General features: G+C 61.4%; 17 protein-coding genes and 2 pseudogenes. 10 read left to right on the top strand and 9 right to left on the bottom strand.

What is annotated here, in order from left to right; all coding sequences use genetic code 11:
• Positions 1-75 precede the first annotated feature (75 nt).
• Both ACQ86E_RS04545 and ACQ86E_RS04540 read left to right on the top strand, forming a co-directional pair.
• Positions 76-261 (top strand): hypothetical protein, encoded by a 186-nt coding sequence (locus tag ACQ86E_RS04545; protein ID WP_162006213.1) that lies wholly within the window; start codon positions 76-78, stop codon positions 259-261.
• Between the two features lie 152 nt (positions 262-413).
• A complete protein-coding gene (locus ACQ86E_RS04540) occupies positions 414-755 on the top strand; it encodes a phasin (RefSeq protein ID WP_431204392.1) in 342 nt (113 codons plus the stop codon).
• 195 nt (positions 756-950) lie between these two features.
• Here the strand turns inward: ACQ86E_RS04540 and ACQ86E_RS04535 are convergent, their stop codons facing one another.
• The 3 genes and pseudogenes from ACQ86E_RS04535 to ACQ86E_RS04525 form a co-directional block, all read right to left on the bottom strand.
• Positions 951-1268 (bottom strand): c-type cytochrome, encoded by a 318-nt coding sequence (locus tag ACQ86E_RS04535; RefSeq protein WP_431204391.1) that lies wholly within the window; start codon positions 1266-1268, stop codon positions 951-953.
• Positions 1269-1545: 277 nt separating this feature from the next.
• Positions 1546-2376: an alpha/beta fold hydrolase gene (locus ACQ86E_RS04530; RefSeq protein ID WP_431204390.1), complete on the bottom strand. Its 831-nt coding sequence runs from the start codon at positions 2374-2376 to the stop codon at positions 1546-1548.
• Between the two features lie 153 nt (positions 2377-2529).
• Positions 2530-4327: pseudogene (locus ACQ86E_RS04525) on the bottom strand (ShlB/FhaC/HecB family hemolysin secretion/activation protein).
• A 131-nt stretch (positions 4328-4458) separates the two neighbouring features.
• Here ACQ86E_RS04525 and ACQ86E_RS04520 point away from each other — a divergent pair.
• Both ACQ86E_RS04520 and ACQ86E_RS04515 read left to right on the top strand, forming a co-directional pair.
• A pseudogene (locus ACQ86E_RS04520) lies at positions 4459-5696 on the top strand (FecR domain-containing protein).
• Between the two features lie 62 nt (positions 5697-5758).
• Positions 5759-8503 (top strand): EAL domain-containing protein, encoded by a 2745-nt coding sequence (locus ACQ86E_RS04515; RefSeq protein WP_431204389.1) that lies wholly within the window; start codon positions 5759-5761, stop codon positions 8501-8503.
• Between the two features lie 20 nt (positions 8504-8523).
• On the opposite strand, the gene ACQ86E_RS04510 is transcribed toward ACQ86E_RS04515, so the two are convergent.
• The gene (locus tag ACQ86E_RS04510) at positions 8524-8784 is read right to left on the bottom strand and encodes a hypothetical protein (RefSeq protein WP_015684712.1); all 261 of its coding nucleotides are present in this window, start codon (positions 8782-8784) and stop codon (positions 8524-8526) included.
• A gap of 252 nt (positions 8785-9036) precedes the next feature.
• Between ACQ86E_RS04510 and rocF the strand changes: the two genes are divergently transcribed.
• Positions 9037-10020 (top strand): arginase, encoded by a 984-nt coding sequence (gene rocF / locus ACQ86E_RS04505; RefSeq protein ID WP_431204388.1) that lies wholly within the window; start codon positions 9037-9039, stop codon positions 10018-10020.
• A gap of 211 nt (positions 10021-10231) precedes the next feature.
• On the top strand, positions 10232-10516 hold the full coding sequence (locus ACQ86E_RS04500; protein ID WP_431204387.1) for a hypothetical protein: 285 nt from the start codon (positions 10232-10234) through the stop codon (positions 10514-10516).
• 6 nt (positions 10517-10522) lie between these two features.
• On the opposite strand, the gene ACQ86E_RS04495 is transcribed toward ACQ86E_RS04500, so the two are convergent.
• Positions 10523-11737 carry a mandelate racemase/muconate lactonizing enzyme family protein gene (locus ACQ86E_RS04495; protein ID WP_431204386.1) on the bottom strand — a complete coding sequence of 405 codons (1215 nt, stop codon included), beginning with the start codon at positions 11735-11737 and terminating at the stop codon, positions 10523-10525.
• A 95-nt stretch (positions 11738-11832) separates the two neighbouring features.
• Between ACQ86E_RS04495 and ACQ86E_RS04490 the strand changes: the two genes are divergently transcribed.
• Both ACQ86E_RS04490 and ACQ86E_RS04485 read left to right on the top strand, forming a co-directional pair.
• The gene (locus ACQ86E_RS04490) at positions 11833-12102 is read left to right on the top strand and encodes a hypothetical protein (RefSeq protein ID WP_431204385.1); all 270 of its coding nucleotides are present in this window, start codon (positions 11833-11835) and stop codon (positions 12100-12102) included.
• A gap of 642 nt (positions 12103-12744) precedes the next feature.
• Positions 12745-12918, top strand: a complete 174-nt coding sequence (locus ACQ86E_RS04485; RefSeq protein ID WP_431204384.1) for a DUF3606 domain-containing protein — start codon at positions 12745-12747, stop codon at positions 12916-12918.
• A 29-nt stretch (positions 12919-12947) separates the two neighbouring features.
• Here the strand turns inward: ACQ86E_RS04485 and ACQ86E_RS04480 are convergent, their stop codons facing one another.
• Both ACQ86E_RS04480 and ACQ86E_RS04475 read right to left on the bottom strand, forming a co-directional pair.
• On the bottom strand, positions 12948-13133 hold the full coding sequence (locus ACQ86E_RS04480) for a hypothetical protein (protein WP_431204383.1): 186 nt from the start codon (positions 13131-13133) through the stop codon (positions 12948-12950).
• A gap of 188 nt (positions 13134-13321) precedes the next feature.
• Positions 13322-13573 (bottom strand): hypothetical protein, encoded by a 252-nt coding sequence (locus ACQ86E_RS04475; RefSeq protein WP_431204382.1) that lies wholly within the window; start codon positions 13571-13573, stop codon positions 13322-13324.
• A gap of 326 nt (positions 13574-13899) precedes the next feature.
• Here ACQ86E_RS04475 and ACQ86E_RS04470 point away from each other — a divergent pair, with 326 nt between their 5' ends.
• The gene (locus ACQ86E_RS04470; RefSeq protein WP_431204381.1) at positions 13900-14148 is read left to right on the top strand and encodes a hypothetical protein; all 249 of its coding nucleotides are present in this window, start codon (positions 13900-13902) and stop codon (positions 14146-14148) included.
• A gap of 151 nt (positions 14149-14299) precedes the next feature.
• Here the strand turns inward: ACQ86E_RS04470 and ACQ86E_RS04465 are convergent, their stop codons facing one another.
• Together ACQ86E_RS04465 and ACQ86E_RS04460 are read right to left on the bottom strand one after the other, a co-directional pair.
• On the bottom strand, positions 14300-14728 hold the full coding sequence (locus tag ACQ86E_RS04465; protein ID WP_431204380.1) for a hypothetical protein: 429 nt from the start codon (positions 14726-14728) through the stop codon (positions 14300-14302).
• Entirely contained in the window at positions 14721-15878 is a 1158-nt protein-coding gene (locus ACQ86E_RS04460) for an ImmA/IrrE family metallo-endopeptidase (protein ID WP_431204379.1), read from the bottom strand. The genes ACQ86E_RS04465 and ACQ86E_RS04460 overlap by 8 nt, the downstream gene beginning before the upstream one ends.
• A 23-nt stretch (positions 15879-15901) precedes the next feature.
• Here ACQ86E_RS04460 and ACQ86E_RS04455 point away from each other — a divergent pair, with 23 nt between their 5' ends.
• On the top strand, positions 15902-16396 hold the full coding sequence (locus ACQ86E_RS04455) for a hypothetical protein (protein ID WP_431204378.1): 495 nt from the start codon (positions 15902-15904) through the stop codon (positions 16394-16396).
• Positions 16397-16406: the final 10 nt, after the last annotated feature.

Below are 16406 nucleotides of genomic sequence, written 5' to 3'. Positions count from 1 at the left end.
GGCCAGTCATGGTGGTCGGCTTGGGGACCGACCAGATGTCTGATCAGGAAGCCCGATGCTTGTCATAGGTGCGAGATGAAGAACCTCAATTTCGCGGCCGAACTGCACCTTAAGCTCGGCGCGCCTGCAAGCAGCACGGTCGAAAGTCTGCGCCTGCTTCGCGCGTTCCTGAAACTCGCGCCGCGACAGCGTTTCGAGGTCATCAAGCTCGTCGAAGACCTCGCTAGCGAAGAAACGCTTCCCGAGCATCCCCTGTTCTGATCCGGCTGCACCCAGGCCTTACGCCTTCTGCCTTGTTTTCCTGCCAGATCTGGCCGCTGGGTGAAGCTTGTCCCCGAGTATCTTCGCGGCTGACCGCTGGAACGAAATCCCGCAAGTGTGGTATTCAGTTGGAAAAGGGGAGGAGTGCGACCATGATCGAACCGAAACTCGAAGTTCCAGCTGAACTGCGCGACCTGGCCGAGAAGACGATCGACCAGGCCGAAAAGGCATTCGGCATGTTTTTTGACGCCGCGACCAAGTCGGTGACGTCGGTTCCTGGGGCCGGCACCGAGGTCTCGAAGCAGGCGCTTGCCTTTACCGAGCAGAACATGAAGTCGGCTTTCGAGCACGCGCGCAAGCTGGTGCATGCCACCGACATTCAGGAGGCGATGCGAATCCAGTCCGACTTCCTGCGCAGCCAGTTCACCAGCGCGGGGGACCACATGCGCCAGATGACCGGCAGTTTGATGCAGCCCGGCAAAGGAAAGCCCTGATTTCCGGTGCTGACGCTGTGTGCCCACAAATTGATCTTGCGCGGCGTGGAGATCCGCTCTTCGCTGCTAGCGCAGGTCCATGATGGGCCACCGAATGGACTTCATTCGCCGTCCATCATCCTTTCTGCTGATCCCTGTCGGTCCTCCGGCAGGGATTTGCATTTGGGGCATCTGTCGCCACTGATCGGCACGCTCCTAACGCAGTGATCCGATGTAGGCTGCGATGTCGCCAGCTTCGGTGCGGCTCAAGGGAAAATTCGGCATCTTCGGATGCGGATCGAGAAGGAAGAAGGCGAGCCTCTCCGGACTGAAATCCGGCCTGCGTGCAACCGACGCAAAAGAGGGAACGTCGGCGCTCGCCGTGGCTTGGCCGTTCGCCACGACATGGCAGCTTGCGCACCAGCGTTTGGCGAGATCGGCGCCGTGATCAGCATCGGCGGCGAGGGCGGAGGACTTGCCGAAGCTCGAGGCGGCAGCAAGCAACAGGCAAATTCGTCTCAAATGCTGACGCATGGGCATCCCTCATGTATTGGCTTGCGGCTGCGGGCTCACCCGCAGCACGACCCCGGAAATTGCGACAGATCGATGCGGGCGATAATCGATCGCAGCAGCCTGCGGGTCGAACGATAGAGATGCCGCGCGAATCCCGGCGCCCTTGCCGCAGGCAGGCCAAGACTTTTCATATCAAGGCGTTCAATATACTGCGGCACGTTTCTCTCCGGGAGATTGTAAAGCCCTGTTTAGCGTAGCAGGTCCGGAGCCTCCTTGATCTGCCGCAAAGCGTTCCGGGCTAGTAGTCGCCGGGGTTCATGATCATGGGGCTTTTCGTATCGGCCGGCGCGAGCGCGCTGCTGGCGCTGTCACGCAGGAAGCGGTCGAGCGTCGCCTGGATCTTCTCCTTGACCGCATCGGGACCGCGATCGCTCATCTCGGTGTGCTGCGCACCGGTGTGGACGATATCGATGCCGCGCGCCTTGGCCTCTTCCGGCGTCGGCAGCACGCCGGGATCGGTCTGGAAATGCGGATCCTTGGAGCGAAACGACAGGATCTTCATGTTGTCGCTGATCACGAAGGGGACCCGCAGGTTGTCGAGCGTGATCACCTTCGACACCAGTTCCGGATGCTGATGGGCGACATACATGGAGACATCGCCGCCATTGGAATGACCGACGAGGGTAACGTGGTCGTAATCGGCGTTTTCCTGCCGCCTCTTCAGTTCGGCCAGGGTGAAAAGGATGTTGGCCTCGCAGCGGATATAGACTTCGCGCCGGCCGACATATTGCTGGCCGACATGGGTCATCAATGGCGGATCGCTCGGAAGGTCCTGCTGGATGCTGGCAACCAGATAACCTCGCGCAGCGAGCACGTTGGCGAGAAAGGAATACTCGGTGGCCTTGACGGTGTTGCCGTTGCTGATGATGGCGAGCGGCAGCTTCCACAGGCCGAGATTGGCCTTGGTCTCGTAGTCGCGCCGCACCGCGATTTCGACCGAGATCGGGCGCTGCCGCGAGGCATCGAACAGGAGCAACATCTCATGGCGGATCGCGAACCGGCTGACGACAAAATACTGGCCTACGCCGAGGACGCAGAGAAAAGCCAGGATTGCAAACACCCTTTTCATGGTCCCGTCTCAAATCACTTTAGGCTGAACATGGTCATTGGAAACTCCCCAATCGAGCGATCGTGAGCAGGTTAGGGGATTAAATTTCGGCAAGTCTGTGCGCAAGGCCGCACATGCAGCGCATCGGGCGCTGCAGCGGCCAAGGCCGCGCGGCTAGAGGCAGCCACCCCTACCGCGCTCCGGGCAAAGCCGGAACGGGCTCGACAACGTGAAGAGGAAGCGAGGGCCGCGGCGCGCGTTGTCCGGCGCCCGATAGCTCAAAGGGGCGGCCACGCCGAGATCGAGCTGGAGTTCGTCCGGCAGGAAGAACCGCACGCCGGCTCCAGCGGAGGTCAGCGACAGGCCGTCGCTCAGACGGTACCCGTCATTCCAGACAACGCCCGCGTCGCCGAAGGCGTAGAACTGATAGCCGGTCCAGTAGCGGAAATTGAGCTTCTGATCGAAACGCAGCTCGAGCCGAGCCGGCAAGGCCATTGTCGCCGCTGATCTCGGCCGCACCATAGCCCCGGCCAAAGGCCGCACCGCCGAGATAGAATTGCTGCGAGGTGAACAACGGCCGCGATGCGGTCTGGCTCGCCGCCGAGAGTTTGAGCGACCAAGCGTCGTTGAGTGTCTGGTAGCGCGTGAACCAGACGTTCAGCACCGAGAAATTCGACGAGGCGCCATCGCGCGACAGCAGATCGTCGTCGAAATCCGAGGCGCCGAAGATGTCGAGCCCCTGGCGATAGGTCAGCGTCGCGAAATTGGTGCCGCCGAAGCGATCCAGGAGCCGGTAGTCGGCGGTCAGGCTCGCGGTCCTGATGTGGTCGTTGTACCAGGGACCGTAGATGTCATGCTCGGACACGTTGCTGAAGGTCCCGGCGACGGTGAGCGTCAGCCCCGAGGATTGCGACATGAAGGGCACGGTGCTGGCGCGCACCTCGAAAGCTTCGGTCGTGGTGATATCACTGTCGAGGCGGCGGGCATCGCCGGGCCGCACCGCGCTATAGAGGATGGAAGCTCCAAGACGCACGCCATCGACGCCAACGGGCGCGTCATAGGACAATCGTGCAAAGCCGAGCTCGCGAGGATCGTTGCCGATGGTCGACAGGTTGACCGCCAGCGTGTCGCCCGGCCTGAGGTAGGAGTTGAATGCGCCGGTTGCATAGGTCTGCCAGGGGCCGACCGAGGACGAGCCGAGGTTGTCCAGACCGAACGACGAGAACACGTGCCAGGTCTTCAAGGAGACGATGAGGCGGAAGCGACCGGTCGCGCCGCCAATCTCTTCCAGTGCAGTGTCGGTGATGCGGACGCCCGGCCTGCCGTTGACGAGGAAGAGTTGGCGTTCGAGCGTTGCCAGGCGCGACGGCTGCTCGGCTAGGACGGGCCCGAGCATCGGCCGCACGCCGAATTGCTCGGCGCCGTCGCCTTTCAGCTCGGCTTGCACGATCGCGCCCTCAATCACCTGGATCCGGACGTGGCCGTCCGCAATGTCCTGCGGCGGAACGATCGCCCGGCTCAGATGAAAGCCGTCGGCGCGGTAGAGATCGCTGATCGCGCCGGCGATCGCGGCGAGGTCCGCCTGCGAGACCTTCTTGCGGAGATAGGGCTGATAGGCCGCGGCGATGCGGTCGCGCGAGACGGCATGAGCTCCGCTGACATTGACGCCGCGCAGCACGAATTGCGGCTTGGTGTCGCCGCCGGTGTTGGGTTGGCCGACCGCCGGCAGCTTGACCGGAGGACGGCTCAGCGTCTCGTGCTCGGATTGGTTCTCAAAGTATTTCTCGGGCTGACGCGGATCGAAACCCGGCTGGTTCGCCTGTTGCGCGAGAGCCTGCGCAATGCCCCCAAACGTAGCGGCGAGAAGCACCAGTGCGGCAACCAGACACCGTGCGGCTACGCCCCGCGCGAGCCGTTCTCCGTAGTTCGACGGAGAGGTCCCCAAGGGACGGTAAGGAAACGTTAGCCGCATGATTTCTCTTAAGTTTTTATGGTCAATGAAAGGTTAATGCGGTCGTTCGGATTGCCCCTTCCGGCTAATCGGATCTTGAGTGATTTCGGATACGCCTCATGTCCGGCTGTTAAGCGGGACTGAGGATCGTCATGTTCGGCAAGATTGGACTGTTGCGCGCCTTGATGGCTGCGCTGGTGCTGGGAGCGGCTTCCGCCGCTTCTGCCGCCGACGATGGCGTCTGGTCGGTGAGCAAGGCCTCCGGCGAGGTCTGGGTTGCAACCGACGGCGCGCAGCCCGTATCCCTGAACCAGGAAGAGACGCTCAAGCCGGGCAATACCATTCGCACCGGACGCAGCGGCCGGGTGCTGCTGGTCCGCGGCGAGGAAACGATCCTGATCTCTCCGAACTCGGTGGTCGGCTTGCCGGCCGAGAAGAAAGAGGGGCTCTCGACCACCATCATCCAGCAGGCCGGTTCGATTTTGCTCGAGGTCGAGAAGCGAAACGTCAAGCATTTCGAGGTCGAGACGCCTTATCTCGCCGCCGTGGTCAAGGGAACGCAGTTCAGCGTCACCGTGGGTGCGGGCAGCACCAAAGTCGGCGTGGTCCGCGGCCAGGTCGAAGTCTCCGACTTCAAGACAGGACAGATCGCGCGGGTCATGCCGGGACAAGCGGCGACCGCTTTTGAGCACGGCAGGCCCGGCCTCAGCCTGAGCGGTGCCGGGACGTTCAATCCGATCGAGCACGGCAAGCCGCGCGCCTCGACGATCGAGCGTGTCCCGGTGCCGAAATCTGGCCTGTCCGCGCCACGCAATGCGGCCAACGGCCATGCGATCCACGCGCTCGGTCCGATCGACAAGGGTACCAAGTCGGCCGGTGTCTCGACGCAATCGCATCAGGCGGCGGGAGGGCAGGCGCCCAAGGGGGCATCGTGCGCATCTCCAGCTCGCTCGGCGAGGTCAAGCTGAACGTCCACAAGGTCACGAATGGGCTCGCCCATGGCGCCGTCGCGTCCAGTCGGGTACGCAATACGAATACCGGCGCCACCACCGCTACGGTGTGGAGCGATAGCGCGACGAGCACGACGACCACAGCCTCCAATAGCTCCAACGTAACGGCGGTCGCCATAAGCAGCGGCGCCTCGCCAGCCAGCGCCACGTCGGCGTCGTCAAGTGTGACGACCACCGCTGCGATCACTGCCGATTCAACCAGCAATGTGTCCAGCGGAAGCTCGGGAAGTGGCAGCAGCGGGACCGGTGCGACCGGCAACGGAAGCAGCGGCACCGGCAATAATGGCAACGGTGGAAACGGGAATAACGGCAACAACGGAAATGGCAACAATGGTCACCACTACGGCTGGTGGTGGGGCTGGGGTAGGGGCCATCACTAGGGCCGCGCCGTTGTCCTAGGGGGAGCATCCAGCGGTAAGCGCCGCGAGTGCAGGGGAGCAAAGTGAAACGTTATCGGCCGCATATCCTTGTCGTGATCGCGCTGGCGATCGTGCTGTCCACCGGATGGCATGGCGCGCTCCGCAATGCGCTCACCGATCTGCGGTTTGCCTGGAAATCGCGCGCCGCCGGCGGCAATGTCGTCGTGGTGGCCATCGATGCGCCGTCAATCGACCAGATCGGGGTGTGGCCTTGGCCACGCCGGCTGCACGCCGAGCTGTTGCACCGACTTGAAGCCGCGGGGGTGCAGGACGTAGCCTTTGACGTCGATTTCAGTACGCCTTCGGATCCCGCCTCCGATGAGGCGTTCGTCAATGCGCTTCGGGAGGTCGGGGGCTCGACGATCCTGCCGTCCTTCAAGCAGCCGATGCCAAATGGTGGCGCGGCTCACATCAATCGACCTCTCAAGCCGTTCAGCAACCAGTCGTGGCCGGCCGTCGTCAATGTCACGGTCGAATCCGACGGGCTTGTCCGCCGCTATCCGGTCGGCGAGAAGCTCGGTGATGCCGTGACGCCGTCGATGGCCGTCGTGCTGGCTGGGCAGGATGCGAATCGGCGGCCGCCCTTCCTGATCGATTTCGGCATTCGCACGGCCTCCATCCCGAGTGTCTCCTACTTTGACGTGCTGCGCGGCGATACCGCGGCACTGGACAAGTTGAGGGACAAGAAAGTCATCGTCGGTGCCACGGCACTCGAGCTGGGCGACCGGTTCAGCGTTCCAAACGGCAAGATCATCTCGGGTCCCGTCCTCCAGGCACTGGCGGCGGAATCGATCCTCCAGAATCGAATGCTGCGTTGGACCTCTGACGTCGGCATGATCGCCGGCCTGGGACTGATCTGTCTTCTGATGATGTATTCGTGGCGCCGTTTTGCACCGGGCATCCGTGTCGCGATCCTGGTTGCTGCGGGCGCGAGTGTCGAACTGACCGCGACCTTTGTGCAGGCAAGGTGGCCGCTGATCATCGACACGTCGCTGTTTCACATCGCCGTCATCGCCTATCTGACGGCGATCGCGCTCGACGAGATCGACTTCCGCGGCCTGTTGGGGCGCATTGCCGAGAGCCGATTTCATCGCATTGCGATGTCACTCGGCGATGGTCTGGTCTGCACCGACGAGGAACACCGGATCATCGTGTGGAATCCCGGCGCCAGCGCGATCTTCGGTTATATGCCGACAGAAATGATCGGGCGTCCGTTCGAGACTCTCTGTGCGTTGCCCGCAGCCGGTGGCGCAAGGCCGTTTGCCATGCGCGATGCTGCGCGCCAGGCGCTGTTGGTCCCCGGTGGCGCCGTCGTCGTCGAATTCGAGGGGCGTCGCAAGAACGGCGAGACGTTTCCGGTCGAGGCAAGCTTCTCGGGTTGGCAAGGAACTGAGGGGTTCCAGTACGGAGCGATCCTGCGCGATATCTCGGTTCGCAAGCGCGAGGCCGAACGCATCAGGTATCTCGCCGAACATGATGCATTGACGGGTCTTGCGAACCGCAACATGCTGCATGCGGGTCTCGCCAATCTGATTGCCGCGGCGGAACGACGCCCCTCCGACGTCGCGCTGCTCGTGCTCGGCCTCGACGGCTTCCAGCAGATCAACGACATGCTTGGGCATTCGGCCGGCGACCTCGTGCTACGGGCCGTCGCCGAACGTCTTCGGACCGAAGTCGATGGTCAGGCAATCGTCGCCCGGCTCAGCGGCGATGAATTCGCCATCGCCCTTGATTGCGGCGAGACTGGCCAGCCGATTGCGGAGTTCGCGGAACGGATCGCGCAGGCGTTCCAAGCGCCGCTCGCGACGGGCACACGGCAGCACCGCGTCAGGATCAGCATTGGCATTGCCCTTTATCCCGACGGAGGACATAGCGCCGACGATCTCCTGAGCAACGGCCATCTCGCGCTGAGCCGCGCCAAGACGACACGGCGGGGCAGCCATGTGATCTTCGAGAGTACGATCAGGCAGGCTCTGGAGAACCGGCTGACGCTGGAGACTGAACTGGCGCTCGCTGCGGATCGCTGTGAGTTCGAACTGTTCTACCAACCCCAGGTCCGTCTGGTCGACGGCGGCCTGGTAGGGGCGGAAGCACTCATCCGCTGGCGGCACCCGGTGCGCGGCTATGTGTCGCCCGGAGAGTTCATGCCGGTGGTCAATACCTCCGCACTGTCCGAGCGAATCGCGAACTGGGTGATGGAGACCGCTTGCCGTCAGGCGCGTGCGTGGGAAATGTCCGGCAACAGCGTGCGCGTCGCGATCAATCTGTCGCCGTCGCAGCTTCATTCCGGCGATCTCGCGCATACGGTAGCGGCACTGCTCGAAGCGACGGGGCTCACGCCGTCACTGCTCGAACTCGAGGTCACCGAAGACATCCTGCTGCACGACGAAAGTCGTGTGCTCGACATGTTCAAGCGGATCCAGCAACTCGGCGTCCGCGTCCTGTTCGATGATTTCGGCACCGGCTATGCCAGCCTGAGCTACCTGAAGAAGTTTCCGCTGGACGGGCTCAAGATCGACCGGTCGTTTGTGCTCGATCTGCTTTCCGATTCCGACGACGCTGCGATTGTCGGCTCGACCATCGGTCTCAGCAAACAGCTCGGACTTACGGTCGTAGCCGAAGGCATCGAGAATCGTGCCACGGCGGACTTCCTGGTGGCCATGGGATGCGAGGAAGGGCAGGGCTATTTCTTCGGTCGTCCTATGCCGGCCGAGGCGTTCGAGACGCAATTTCTGGCGTCCGAACTCGACGCTGTCAGCGCAGCCTGAGCCGCCTTGCTTCTGCTCGCTCAGCGCCGGCGCGCGACCGCCACACCTAACAGGAAAGCGACGAACAGGCTGGCCAACGGCGCTTCGCGCGTGATGGCCGCTACCGTCGATAGCGGTCGGCCGGGTTTTCGCGCTTCATCGATCACGGTGGTCAGGCGATCGACAGCCGCGCGGACGCCTCCGGCAACCTCGCCGATCGTATGGGATACGTCGGACGCGGCGTCGATGGCTCGTTCAGCCATGCCGGGCTGCGGAGTGGGCTGCGGAATTTCCGTGCTCAAGTTCGTGAACTCCGCTTCTGGTGATATGAATAAGGCCGGCACCTTTGGCTATCCGCGCGAGCGCTAGTTTTGAACAGCGGGCCCGAAGACCTTTGGCTATCCGCGACGGGCGCCGTTTTGAACGGCGGGTGCCGGCCTTGCAGAGAGAATGCGGCGTGCGGGAATTTGTTCCAGCATGAAGCATCCCCGTGAAACGACGGATGCGAATCTCTGTTAGGCTGGGCACAGCCTTGCTGATCTCAGGAGATTGCTATGCCCGATCGGATCGTGACGGATCGAGCCCGGCGCATCGCCCTGATCGGCGCGCCTATCGACATGGGCGCTTCGCAACGCGGCACCTTGATGGGCCCCGCGGCGCTACGCACTGCGGGTCTTGCGACGCTTCTGGAGGGCCTCGATTTCGAGGTCGTCGACTACGGTGATCTTTCGGTCTCCGAGGTTCGGGATCTTTCCGACCGGCCGCCCGGGAAAGCCAATCATTACCGCGAAATCCAGCGCTGGACGCGCATGCTAAGCCGCAGAGGCTATGAGATCGCCAAGACCGGCGCGCTGCCGATCTTCCTTGGCGGCGATCACTCGTTGTCGATGGGATCGGTGAATGCGATGGCTCGGCACTGGGAGGAGCGCGGTCGAGAGCTGTTCGTGCTCTGGCTCGATGCGCACGCCGATTACAATACGCCGGAGACGACGATCACGGCCAACATGCACGGCATGTCCGCGGCGTTCCTATGCGGCGAGCCCGGTCTCGACGGATTGCTCGGCGATGATCCGCGTGCCTCGATCGATCCGGACAGGCTCGATCTGTTCGGCGCGCGTTCGATCGACAAGCTCGAAAAGGAATTGATGCGCGCGCGCCGGATCAGGGTTGTCGACATGCGCCAAATCGACGAGTTCGGCGTCGCCGTTCTGATCCGCCGCGTCATCGAACGCGTCAAGGCGCGCAACGGCGTGCTGCATGTCAGCTTCGACGTCGATTTTCTCGACCCTTGTGTGGCCCCCGGCGTCGGCACCACGGTACCGGGCGGCGCGACCTATCGCGAGGCGCATCTGATCATGGAATTGCTGCACGATTCCGGCGCGGTGGGATCGGTCGACATCGTCGAACTCAATCCGTTCCTCGACGAGCGCGGTCGCACCGCGCGGACTGCAGTCGAACTGATCGGCAGCCTGTTCGGACAGCAGATCACCGACCGTCCGACGCCGAGCAATGCGATCGCTCCGGGCGAGTGTCAGTGAGAGCGGACACGCTGCGCGGTACAAATCGCTCGCGATTGGCAGGAGCGAACGTCTCCAGAATCGTCGGCGATGCGCGGGCTGGTCTCCAAAAAGTGAGCGCGTAAAGGCTATCGGGTTCCACCCGCTGGCTCGCAATTTGCTTAAGCGAGAGGCGGAACTCGCGGGACGCATTCGAATTGACCCGCGAGAGGAAAACATACGGGTCCCTTCGATGGCAACTGACCGCTTCGCAAACTCCATGTCCTCCGCGCTCCGCCATCCCGGCGTGATTGCGCTGATTGTGGCCGGCGTGACGATTGCCGCCATGTTGATCGTCGATCACGGGCCCTGGAACAAGGCCAAGACGCAGCCGGCTCATGTCGCAATGTACGCGAATACGGGCGAGGCTGCGCATGCTGTTGGTGCCAAGGTGCTCCCGACCGAACCGAGATCGTCGGTCGAGCCGGAACGGCCGGGGCCGAAGACGTCCCCGACCGTAAATCCCGTGACGCCGTAATACGCCTCAGCTCTTGCGGCCGTAGTTGAGAAGCCCGCCGCTCGTCTTTGGCGGATGTGCGCGGAGTGCTTCCTCGTTCGGCTCGGTACCCCAGCCGGGACGGTCGGGGATGATCAGGTGCCCGTTCTGAATCTCCGGCTCGTACGTGAAGAGCTCGCGGTCCCAGGCGAGGCGGTCGATGTCGATCTCCATGATGCGCAGGTTCGGCACGGCGGCGCAGAAATGCGCGTTCATCATCGAGCACAGATGGCCGTAGAAATTATGCGGCGCGACATTGACTTCGAAGGCTTCTGCGGCGGCCGCGATCTTCATCGACTGCCAGAGGCCGTTCCAGGGCGTGTCGATGATCGCGACGTCCATCGCCTGCTCGTGAAAATAGGGCAGGAATTCGCGCAAGCCCAATAGCGTTTCGCACGAGGAGATCGGATGCGGGCTTTGCCTCCGGATGTAGCCGAGCGCCTCCGGATTGAAAGTGTCGATCTCGATCCAGAACATTTCGAGGTCTGCGATGGTGCGCAGGATCTTCAGATAGCCTTCGGTCTTGGCGTTGAAGTTGCAGTCGAGCAGGATGTCGACATCCGGGCCTGCGCCGTCACGGATGGCCTCGAGATGCATGCGCAGGTCGCGCAGGATCTTTCGGTCCACATTGATCTCGGGCGCGAAAGGTGAGCCGAAACCCGGCCGCCAGCCGCTCGGCTTGCCGTCGTCATAAGAGAAGATGTTGGTCTTGAGCGCGGTGAACTTCTTCTCGCGCACCTCGCGTCCCATCGCCTTGACGCCATCCAGGTTCTCGATCGGCGGCTGGTACCAGGAGGGGTGATTGATCCGCCAGGTCGCGCAGTGCGACCAGTAGATCCGGACGCGGTCGCGGATCTTGCCACCAAGCAGCTCGTAGCAAGGCACGCCGAGAGACTTCGCCTTGGCATCGAGCAGCGCGTTCTCGATCGCGCCGAGCGCTTGCGCCACAACGCCGCCTGCGGCGGGGCGGGTGGCCGCGAACAGCTCGGCGTAAATGCGTTCGTGCTGGAACACGTTTTGCCCGATCACGCGAGCCGACAGGCGCTGGATCGCGGCGCCGACGCCGGGCGAACCAAAGCCTTCGTCGAACTCGCTCCAGCCGACGATGCCGTCTTCCGTCGTCAGCTTCACGAAGTGGTAGTTTCTCCAGCCAGCGTCGCAGGCAAGGATTTCAAGACTTGTTGCTTTTGAGGATTGGGTCATATCGCTCCCTGTCGCCCGGCCGGGCGTTGTTTCTTTTGAGGCCCGGATCACAAGCCCGAGGTCAGCCACAATTGTTAGGCTAACGGCCGATCACCGTGAAGCCCGCCCAGGTGCGGCAGCAAGCGTCATCCGACCGGGTTTGCTGGGCGACTCCGTGGAATCCGATGTGGATAGTCAAGATCATTCCCGGGATCGTCCCGAAATTGCGCCAGTCTCTGACATTTTTGGCCACAATCGGAATCGATCTTCCGGCCATGAAATTTCTGGCCGTGATTTCGTTCCTGGCGGTGCTCACAATGAGCGGGGCCGCTATTTCCGATCGGTTTCTGACGGCCGATCAGCGCGTCGCGCAAGGGGTGGAGTAGCGCGGCGGGCGCGGCCGTTTTGTCGTTGCAGCGTGTCTTGGGGAACAGATCTTGGGGGACGGATGCTTTCGATAGACCAGTTCTTGCGGTTCATCAGTGTGCCGGCCGTCTTCGCTGCCTTCGTCATCGCCTCGCAGATCTCGGCGGCATTGTCGCCGGTCTAGTCGATCCATCGGTATCCCGCCGCCTGCGAGCGCTGATGGTCCGGCGTTCGTTGACACGTCGGGCAAAACACCTGTAGAGTTGTATCATCACAGAAATCGTTGATGCCCGCGCCGCCGCCCGTCGCGGTTTTTTTGTTGCGTGTGTCCACAATGGCCTGCCGCCCACGAAAGGCGAGCCGCTGATGGCGGAGCACGCTGCCGCGCGACCGCTATCTCATCCTGCGAGGCGCGTCGTTCCGCGCCATCTCGATCAAAGCCATCGCGATCAGAGACCTCCTGATCAAGCCCAGCCGGAAGAGACCCCTTGCCTGACGACGGCGGGCGAGGCCGGAGACGTCCTGGTGTTCGCCTCCGATCGGCCGCATGAAGCGACCTGCAAGCACTCCGGCGCGCGGCGGCGTTCGCTGCTGCTGAGCTCGCCAAGGAACGGCCTGTCGCCAACGACGTTTTCTGTTCGAGCAAGCGAGGGAATTGGCCGATGGACAATCTGACGAAGCGCGAGCAGCCCGACCGCAGCAAGATCAACATGCACGAAGCCTTCGAGGTCAAGTACTGGACCCACGCGCTAGGCGTGTCGAAGGAGGAACTGCAGAAGGCCATCGACAAGGTCGGCAACTCCGCCGCGACCGTCCGCAAGGAGCTCGGCGTGTAGCGGCTTCGGCGGCGCCGGAATGGCCGCTGCTACTTGATGCTGACAAACATGCCCCAGGCGGCGGCCAGCGCCGCGCCGGTGAAGACAACCACCGGATTGTCGCAGAACGCGCCGCCATAGCTGCACATGTTCGCGCCGAACTGGCCGAGCTCGTGATGGCTCGCGGAATAGAACAGTCCCGACAGCACCAGCAATGCAGCGGCGACGTAGTACATCGACGTCTCTCCTCTTGCCCATGCACCCTTGCATGGGATCTGTCCCAACGTGGCGCGGAGAGATTTCAATCCGCCGAATCGGCTTCAGTGCATTTGGGTAAAGTTTGACCCGTCGGGCAAAAACACCGGCTGGAAGACGGCATCAGGCCTCGTCGGTGCGCGGACGCGGCTGCGAGACCGTCCATTGTTCAGGCAACAGCAGCATGCGCGATGGCAGCCCGCTCGTTCGAAATACAATGCTCCTGGCAGGATGCGCAGGCAGCACGGCCGTTCAGCGCGTTGCTTGTGGCGCACAGTTTGGCGGCTTCCCCGGCCAGCCACTGCCACCTGGCGGCCAGATCGATCATGTCCGAACGCGTTGTCCGGTCGAGGCCAGGCAGCCTGGCCTGGCTCTCGGTCTCGTCGGCGATTTTTCTCAGGCGTGCAATTGTCTCGATCATGCGGGTCTCTCCTCGCGTCTGCCTCAAGCTGTGCGGTCATTTCAAATTTGTCACAACTCCGGGGAAATGCGGAACCCGGCGTCATGGTGAATGATCTATGACGCGTGTGGGCGACTGCACGGCGAAACACGCCTGAAACAATCCTGAAACCCGATTGTCCTGAACGCCTTGTCCGCTGGCCTCGACCAACCAAGCGAAAAGGAGATCATCATGATCCAGATCGGTTCAAAGGAAGAAGTCGCGTTTCTCTTGGCGCTGTTCGGCACCCACACCCAGCCGGTCAGGCGTCCGAAGCCGACATCGCAGCAGCGCTGAAGGCCGCTGCCATGCCGGGTTTGGCCGAATGCCAGAGCCTGCTGCGGCTCCTGATCGCCAGGGGCGATCCGAAGGCCATCCCGCTCGCCAAGGGTGCGATCGATCAGTATCTCAACACGGCGCCGGCCAGCGCCCGCGGGCGCGGCCTGCGCGTGCTCCAGCGCGATGCGCTGGACCAGCACGGGTTTGCGGTCGGCGTGCAGCGCTCGTTCGCCGAGACGGTGGATGCGTATATCGAGGGGAAGCTGGCGGAGGAGTGAGGTCGTTATCTCTGCCGCGCGCGTTGCGTTGAGGCGGAGCAGCTGTCTAGGTTTGCTGACGGTCCGGGCTGCGGCCGGGCGGGAATTGGCGCTCGCCCGCCGAAACGGTCAGAGCCGACACGGTCCGCAAACTATACTATTTCGAAACGCATTAGTCGTGACCCTCGACGTACTCCGCAAAGGTCACGGCTTTTATGCCATCGATTTTTGAGTACCTTTTCTTTCCCCTCTCATCCGTAACGACGACTAGCCCCTCGCAAGCGGCCACCCCGGCAATCTGCCATTCTACAGTTTTGTCGTACGGCCCCTTCCATCCGAAGGTCGCTTTCGCGGTGTCAGCTATCGCGACCATGGTCTCCCGGTGCTCGTCGGACAACGGCTCTCGCTTGAAGTCCAAATTCTGAAACGCTTTAGCTTCGTCATCGTACACGGCATTCATCTCGTTCCAAGCGCAGCTAAAAATTCGCACTTGGCCGCTTTCAATATCGGCCGCGGGAATGGCAAATTCGTTGGCCGAGGCATGGCTCCAGGCAAGGAGTCCGCGCACGTCGAAAGTGTACCCGGGGCTCTTTTTAGGCATCGGCGCCGTCTTCGGCGTCGCTGAGGGCTGCTAGCGGGGCGTTCGTCAAGTAGTCCGACTGGTACTTGGGCTTTATTCCCGAAATTCGATAGAATTCATAATCGTCAATTCTATCTTGTTCAAAGGCGGCGGAATAGGCCTCGGCGAAACGCGTCCCATATTTGGAAAGCTTGTACTTCCACTCTTCGACCCGGCGTCCACCCTGCTTCTGCGAAAAGTCAGGGTTCGCGTTCGTCCTCAAATATGACATCCACTGGGCCACAGCGGTCTGTTTGTAGTGGCCAGTTTCAACTAGCCGATACAGACTCGCGGTGAGGGACAGCTTGATCAATGAAGAAAAGTTGCGGAGTTGTTCAAGGTCTAGGGTGTTGCTTTTTATAGTCTGGCCGGCGACCTTCTCGACTAGTGATTCAGGAGCGAGAAATTCGGCTGCAAACTGATTGCATTGCTGCTCGACATTGTTTCTGACTATTTCCGGGTCGGAGACGCCAGTCAGATTCAATTTGCAATGGTAAACTTCGTGAGCGAGCGTGAAGAGCCGACGAGCTGGAATTTGCGAAGTAGTATTTATGACGATGGAGTTGAATTTTGTCTTGCTTGTAAGGGCGAGGCCGATCCCGTCTTCTTTAGGAAAGTGCATCTGAAAGACAAGTGTCTCGCACTCCTCTACCTTGCGCCTGACATGAGCGTAGAAAAGGCGAGCATCCTTGAATTCTATCTGGTCAGTTTCGGATAGTTTAATGATATCGCGAAAAGCCGCGGCCGCCTTCGACGGAGTCTTATACTCCTCCAATTTGCTAGCCAGACTGTTCGAAGGCTTGATTTCGTTTTTGATCGCAGGATCATCCTGCACCTGACGCGCAAATTCTATTGCTCGGATTGTAGCCCGTTGATATCCATTGGGTGCCGGCTTCGCTAACCTGAAATCCGGTATGCTCTTCTCAGGCGTCAGGTTCTCGGCAAACAGATAGAAGTCCGGTACGACCAAAGCCGTGGCTATTTGCTTAATGATCCCTTCCTTACGCTTGGGAGGATCAACGAGCCACTCCGTCAATTCTCTCTTTGATTTTTTCAACCGACGCGCAAGTTCAGTTTCGCTGATGCCTCGCGCTGCGAGGAGCCGATCTACATTATTTCGGAGCGTAGCCACGACCTATCCCAAAGGTGATTCTTATGAGTTTAAGCGACTTCTCAAGTGTATTACAACTAGGAGTTGGCTTTCATGCGGGGACTGCCCTGCTTCAGCCTATCCTTGAGTTCGCGAGTGCGCCGATCGTTGCGCGCGCCGAACGGTTGGCGCGCGTTGCTGAGCTTCGCGTTGTGCGACTGCAGCGAACGGGAAACCCGCATTCTGGAGCGGAGGCATTGCTCAATGATCTGAACGACTTAAGGGGCGTGCTCGCACTCGACCGGGTTCTGTTTTTCCAAGAGTACAGAATTGCCGCGGGCGCGAATGCGATCTTCGCGCTTGTTTTGTATGGTCTGCTGTCGTGGGCGGCTATGAAGCCAGATCACAACGTCGGGCCCCTCTTGGCCATCTTTTTGATTGGACTTAGCGCGGGGCCAGCCTTGGCGTCGCTTTCAATTCTTTGGTGGAGGTGGCGGACTAACACATCTTCAATCGAAAAAAAGCTAGATATCATTCAGAAAGCGATTGGAAATTCTTAGCCGTGGTAGC

It is taken from the genome of Bradyrhizobium betae (genome assembly GCF_050632175.1).
Classification (GTDB): Bacteria; Pseudomonadota; Alphaproteobacteria; order Rhizobiales; family Xanthobacteraceae; genus Bradyrhizobium; species Bradyrhizobium betae_B.
The sequence above is the reverse complement of the archived record's forward strand: the minus strand, read 5'-3'. Positions and strand labels throughout refer to the sequence as shown.

Excerpts from the sequence above, each read along its gene's own strand:
- ACQ86E_RS04465 (WP_431204380.1), bottom strand. The coding sequence starts at position 14,728 with ATGCCTAAAAAGAGCCCCGGGTACACTTTCGACGTGCGCGGACTCCTT.
- ACQ86E_RS04475 (WP_431204382.1), bottom strand. The coding sequence starts at position 13,573 with ATGATCGAGACAATTGCACGCCTGAGAAAAATCGCCGACGAGACCGAG.
- rocF (WP_431204388.1), top strand. The coding sequence starts at position 9,037 with ATGCCCGATCGGATCGTGACGGATCGAGCCCGGCGCATCGCCCTGATC.
- ACQ86E_RS04535 (WP_431204391.1), bottom strand. The coding sequence starts at position 1,268 with ATGCGTCAGCATTTGAGACGAATTTGCCTGTTGCTTGCTGCCGCCTCG.
- ACQ86E_RS04500 (WP_431204387.1), top strand. The coding sequence starts at position 10,232 with ATGGCAACTGACCGCTTCGCAAACTCCATGTCCTCCGCGCTCCGCCAT.
- ACQ86E_RS04545 (WP_162006213.1), top strand. The coding sequence starts at position 76 with ATGAAGAACCTCAATTTCGCGGCCGAACTGCACCTTAAGCTCGGCGCG.
- ACQ86E_RS04455 (WP_431204378.1), top strand. The coding sequence starts at position 15,902 with ATGAGTTTAAGCGACTTCTCAAGTGTATTACAACTAGGAGTTGGCTTT.
- ACQ86E_RS04540 (WP_431204392.1), top strand. The coding sequence starts at position 414 with ATGATCGAACCGAAACTCGAAGTTCCAGCTGAACTGCGCGACCTGGCC.
- ACQ86E_RS04470 (WP_431204381.1), top strand. The coding sequence starts at position 13,900 with ATGCCGGGTTTGGCCGAATGCCAGAGCCTGCTGCGGCTCCTGATCGCC.
- ACQ86E_RS04495 (WP_431204386.1), bottom strand. The coding sequence starts at position 11,737 with ATGACCCAATCCTCAAAAGCAACAAGTCTTGAAATCCTTGCCTGCGAC.
- ACQ86E_RS04480 (WP_431204383.1), bottom strand. The coding sequence starts at position 13,133 with ATGTACTACGTCGCCGCTGCATTGCTGGTGCTGTCGGGACTGTTCTAT.
- ACQ86E_RS04530 (WP_431204390.1), bottom strand. The coding sequence starts at position 2,376 with ATGAAAAGGGTGTTTGCAATCCTGGCTTTTCTCTGCGTCCTCGGCGTA.
- ACQ86E_RS04485 (WP_431204384.1), top strand. The coding sequence starts at position 12,745 with ATGGACAATCTGACGAAGCGCGAGCAGCCCGACCGCAGCAAGATCAAC.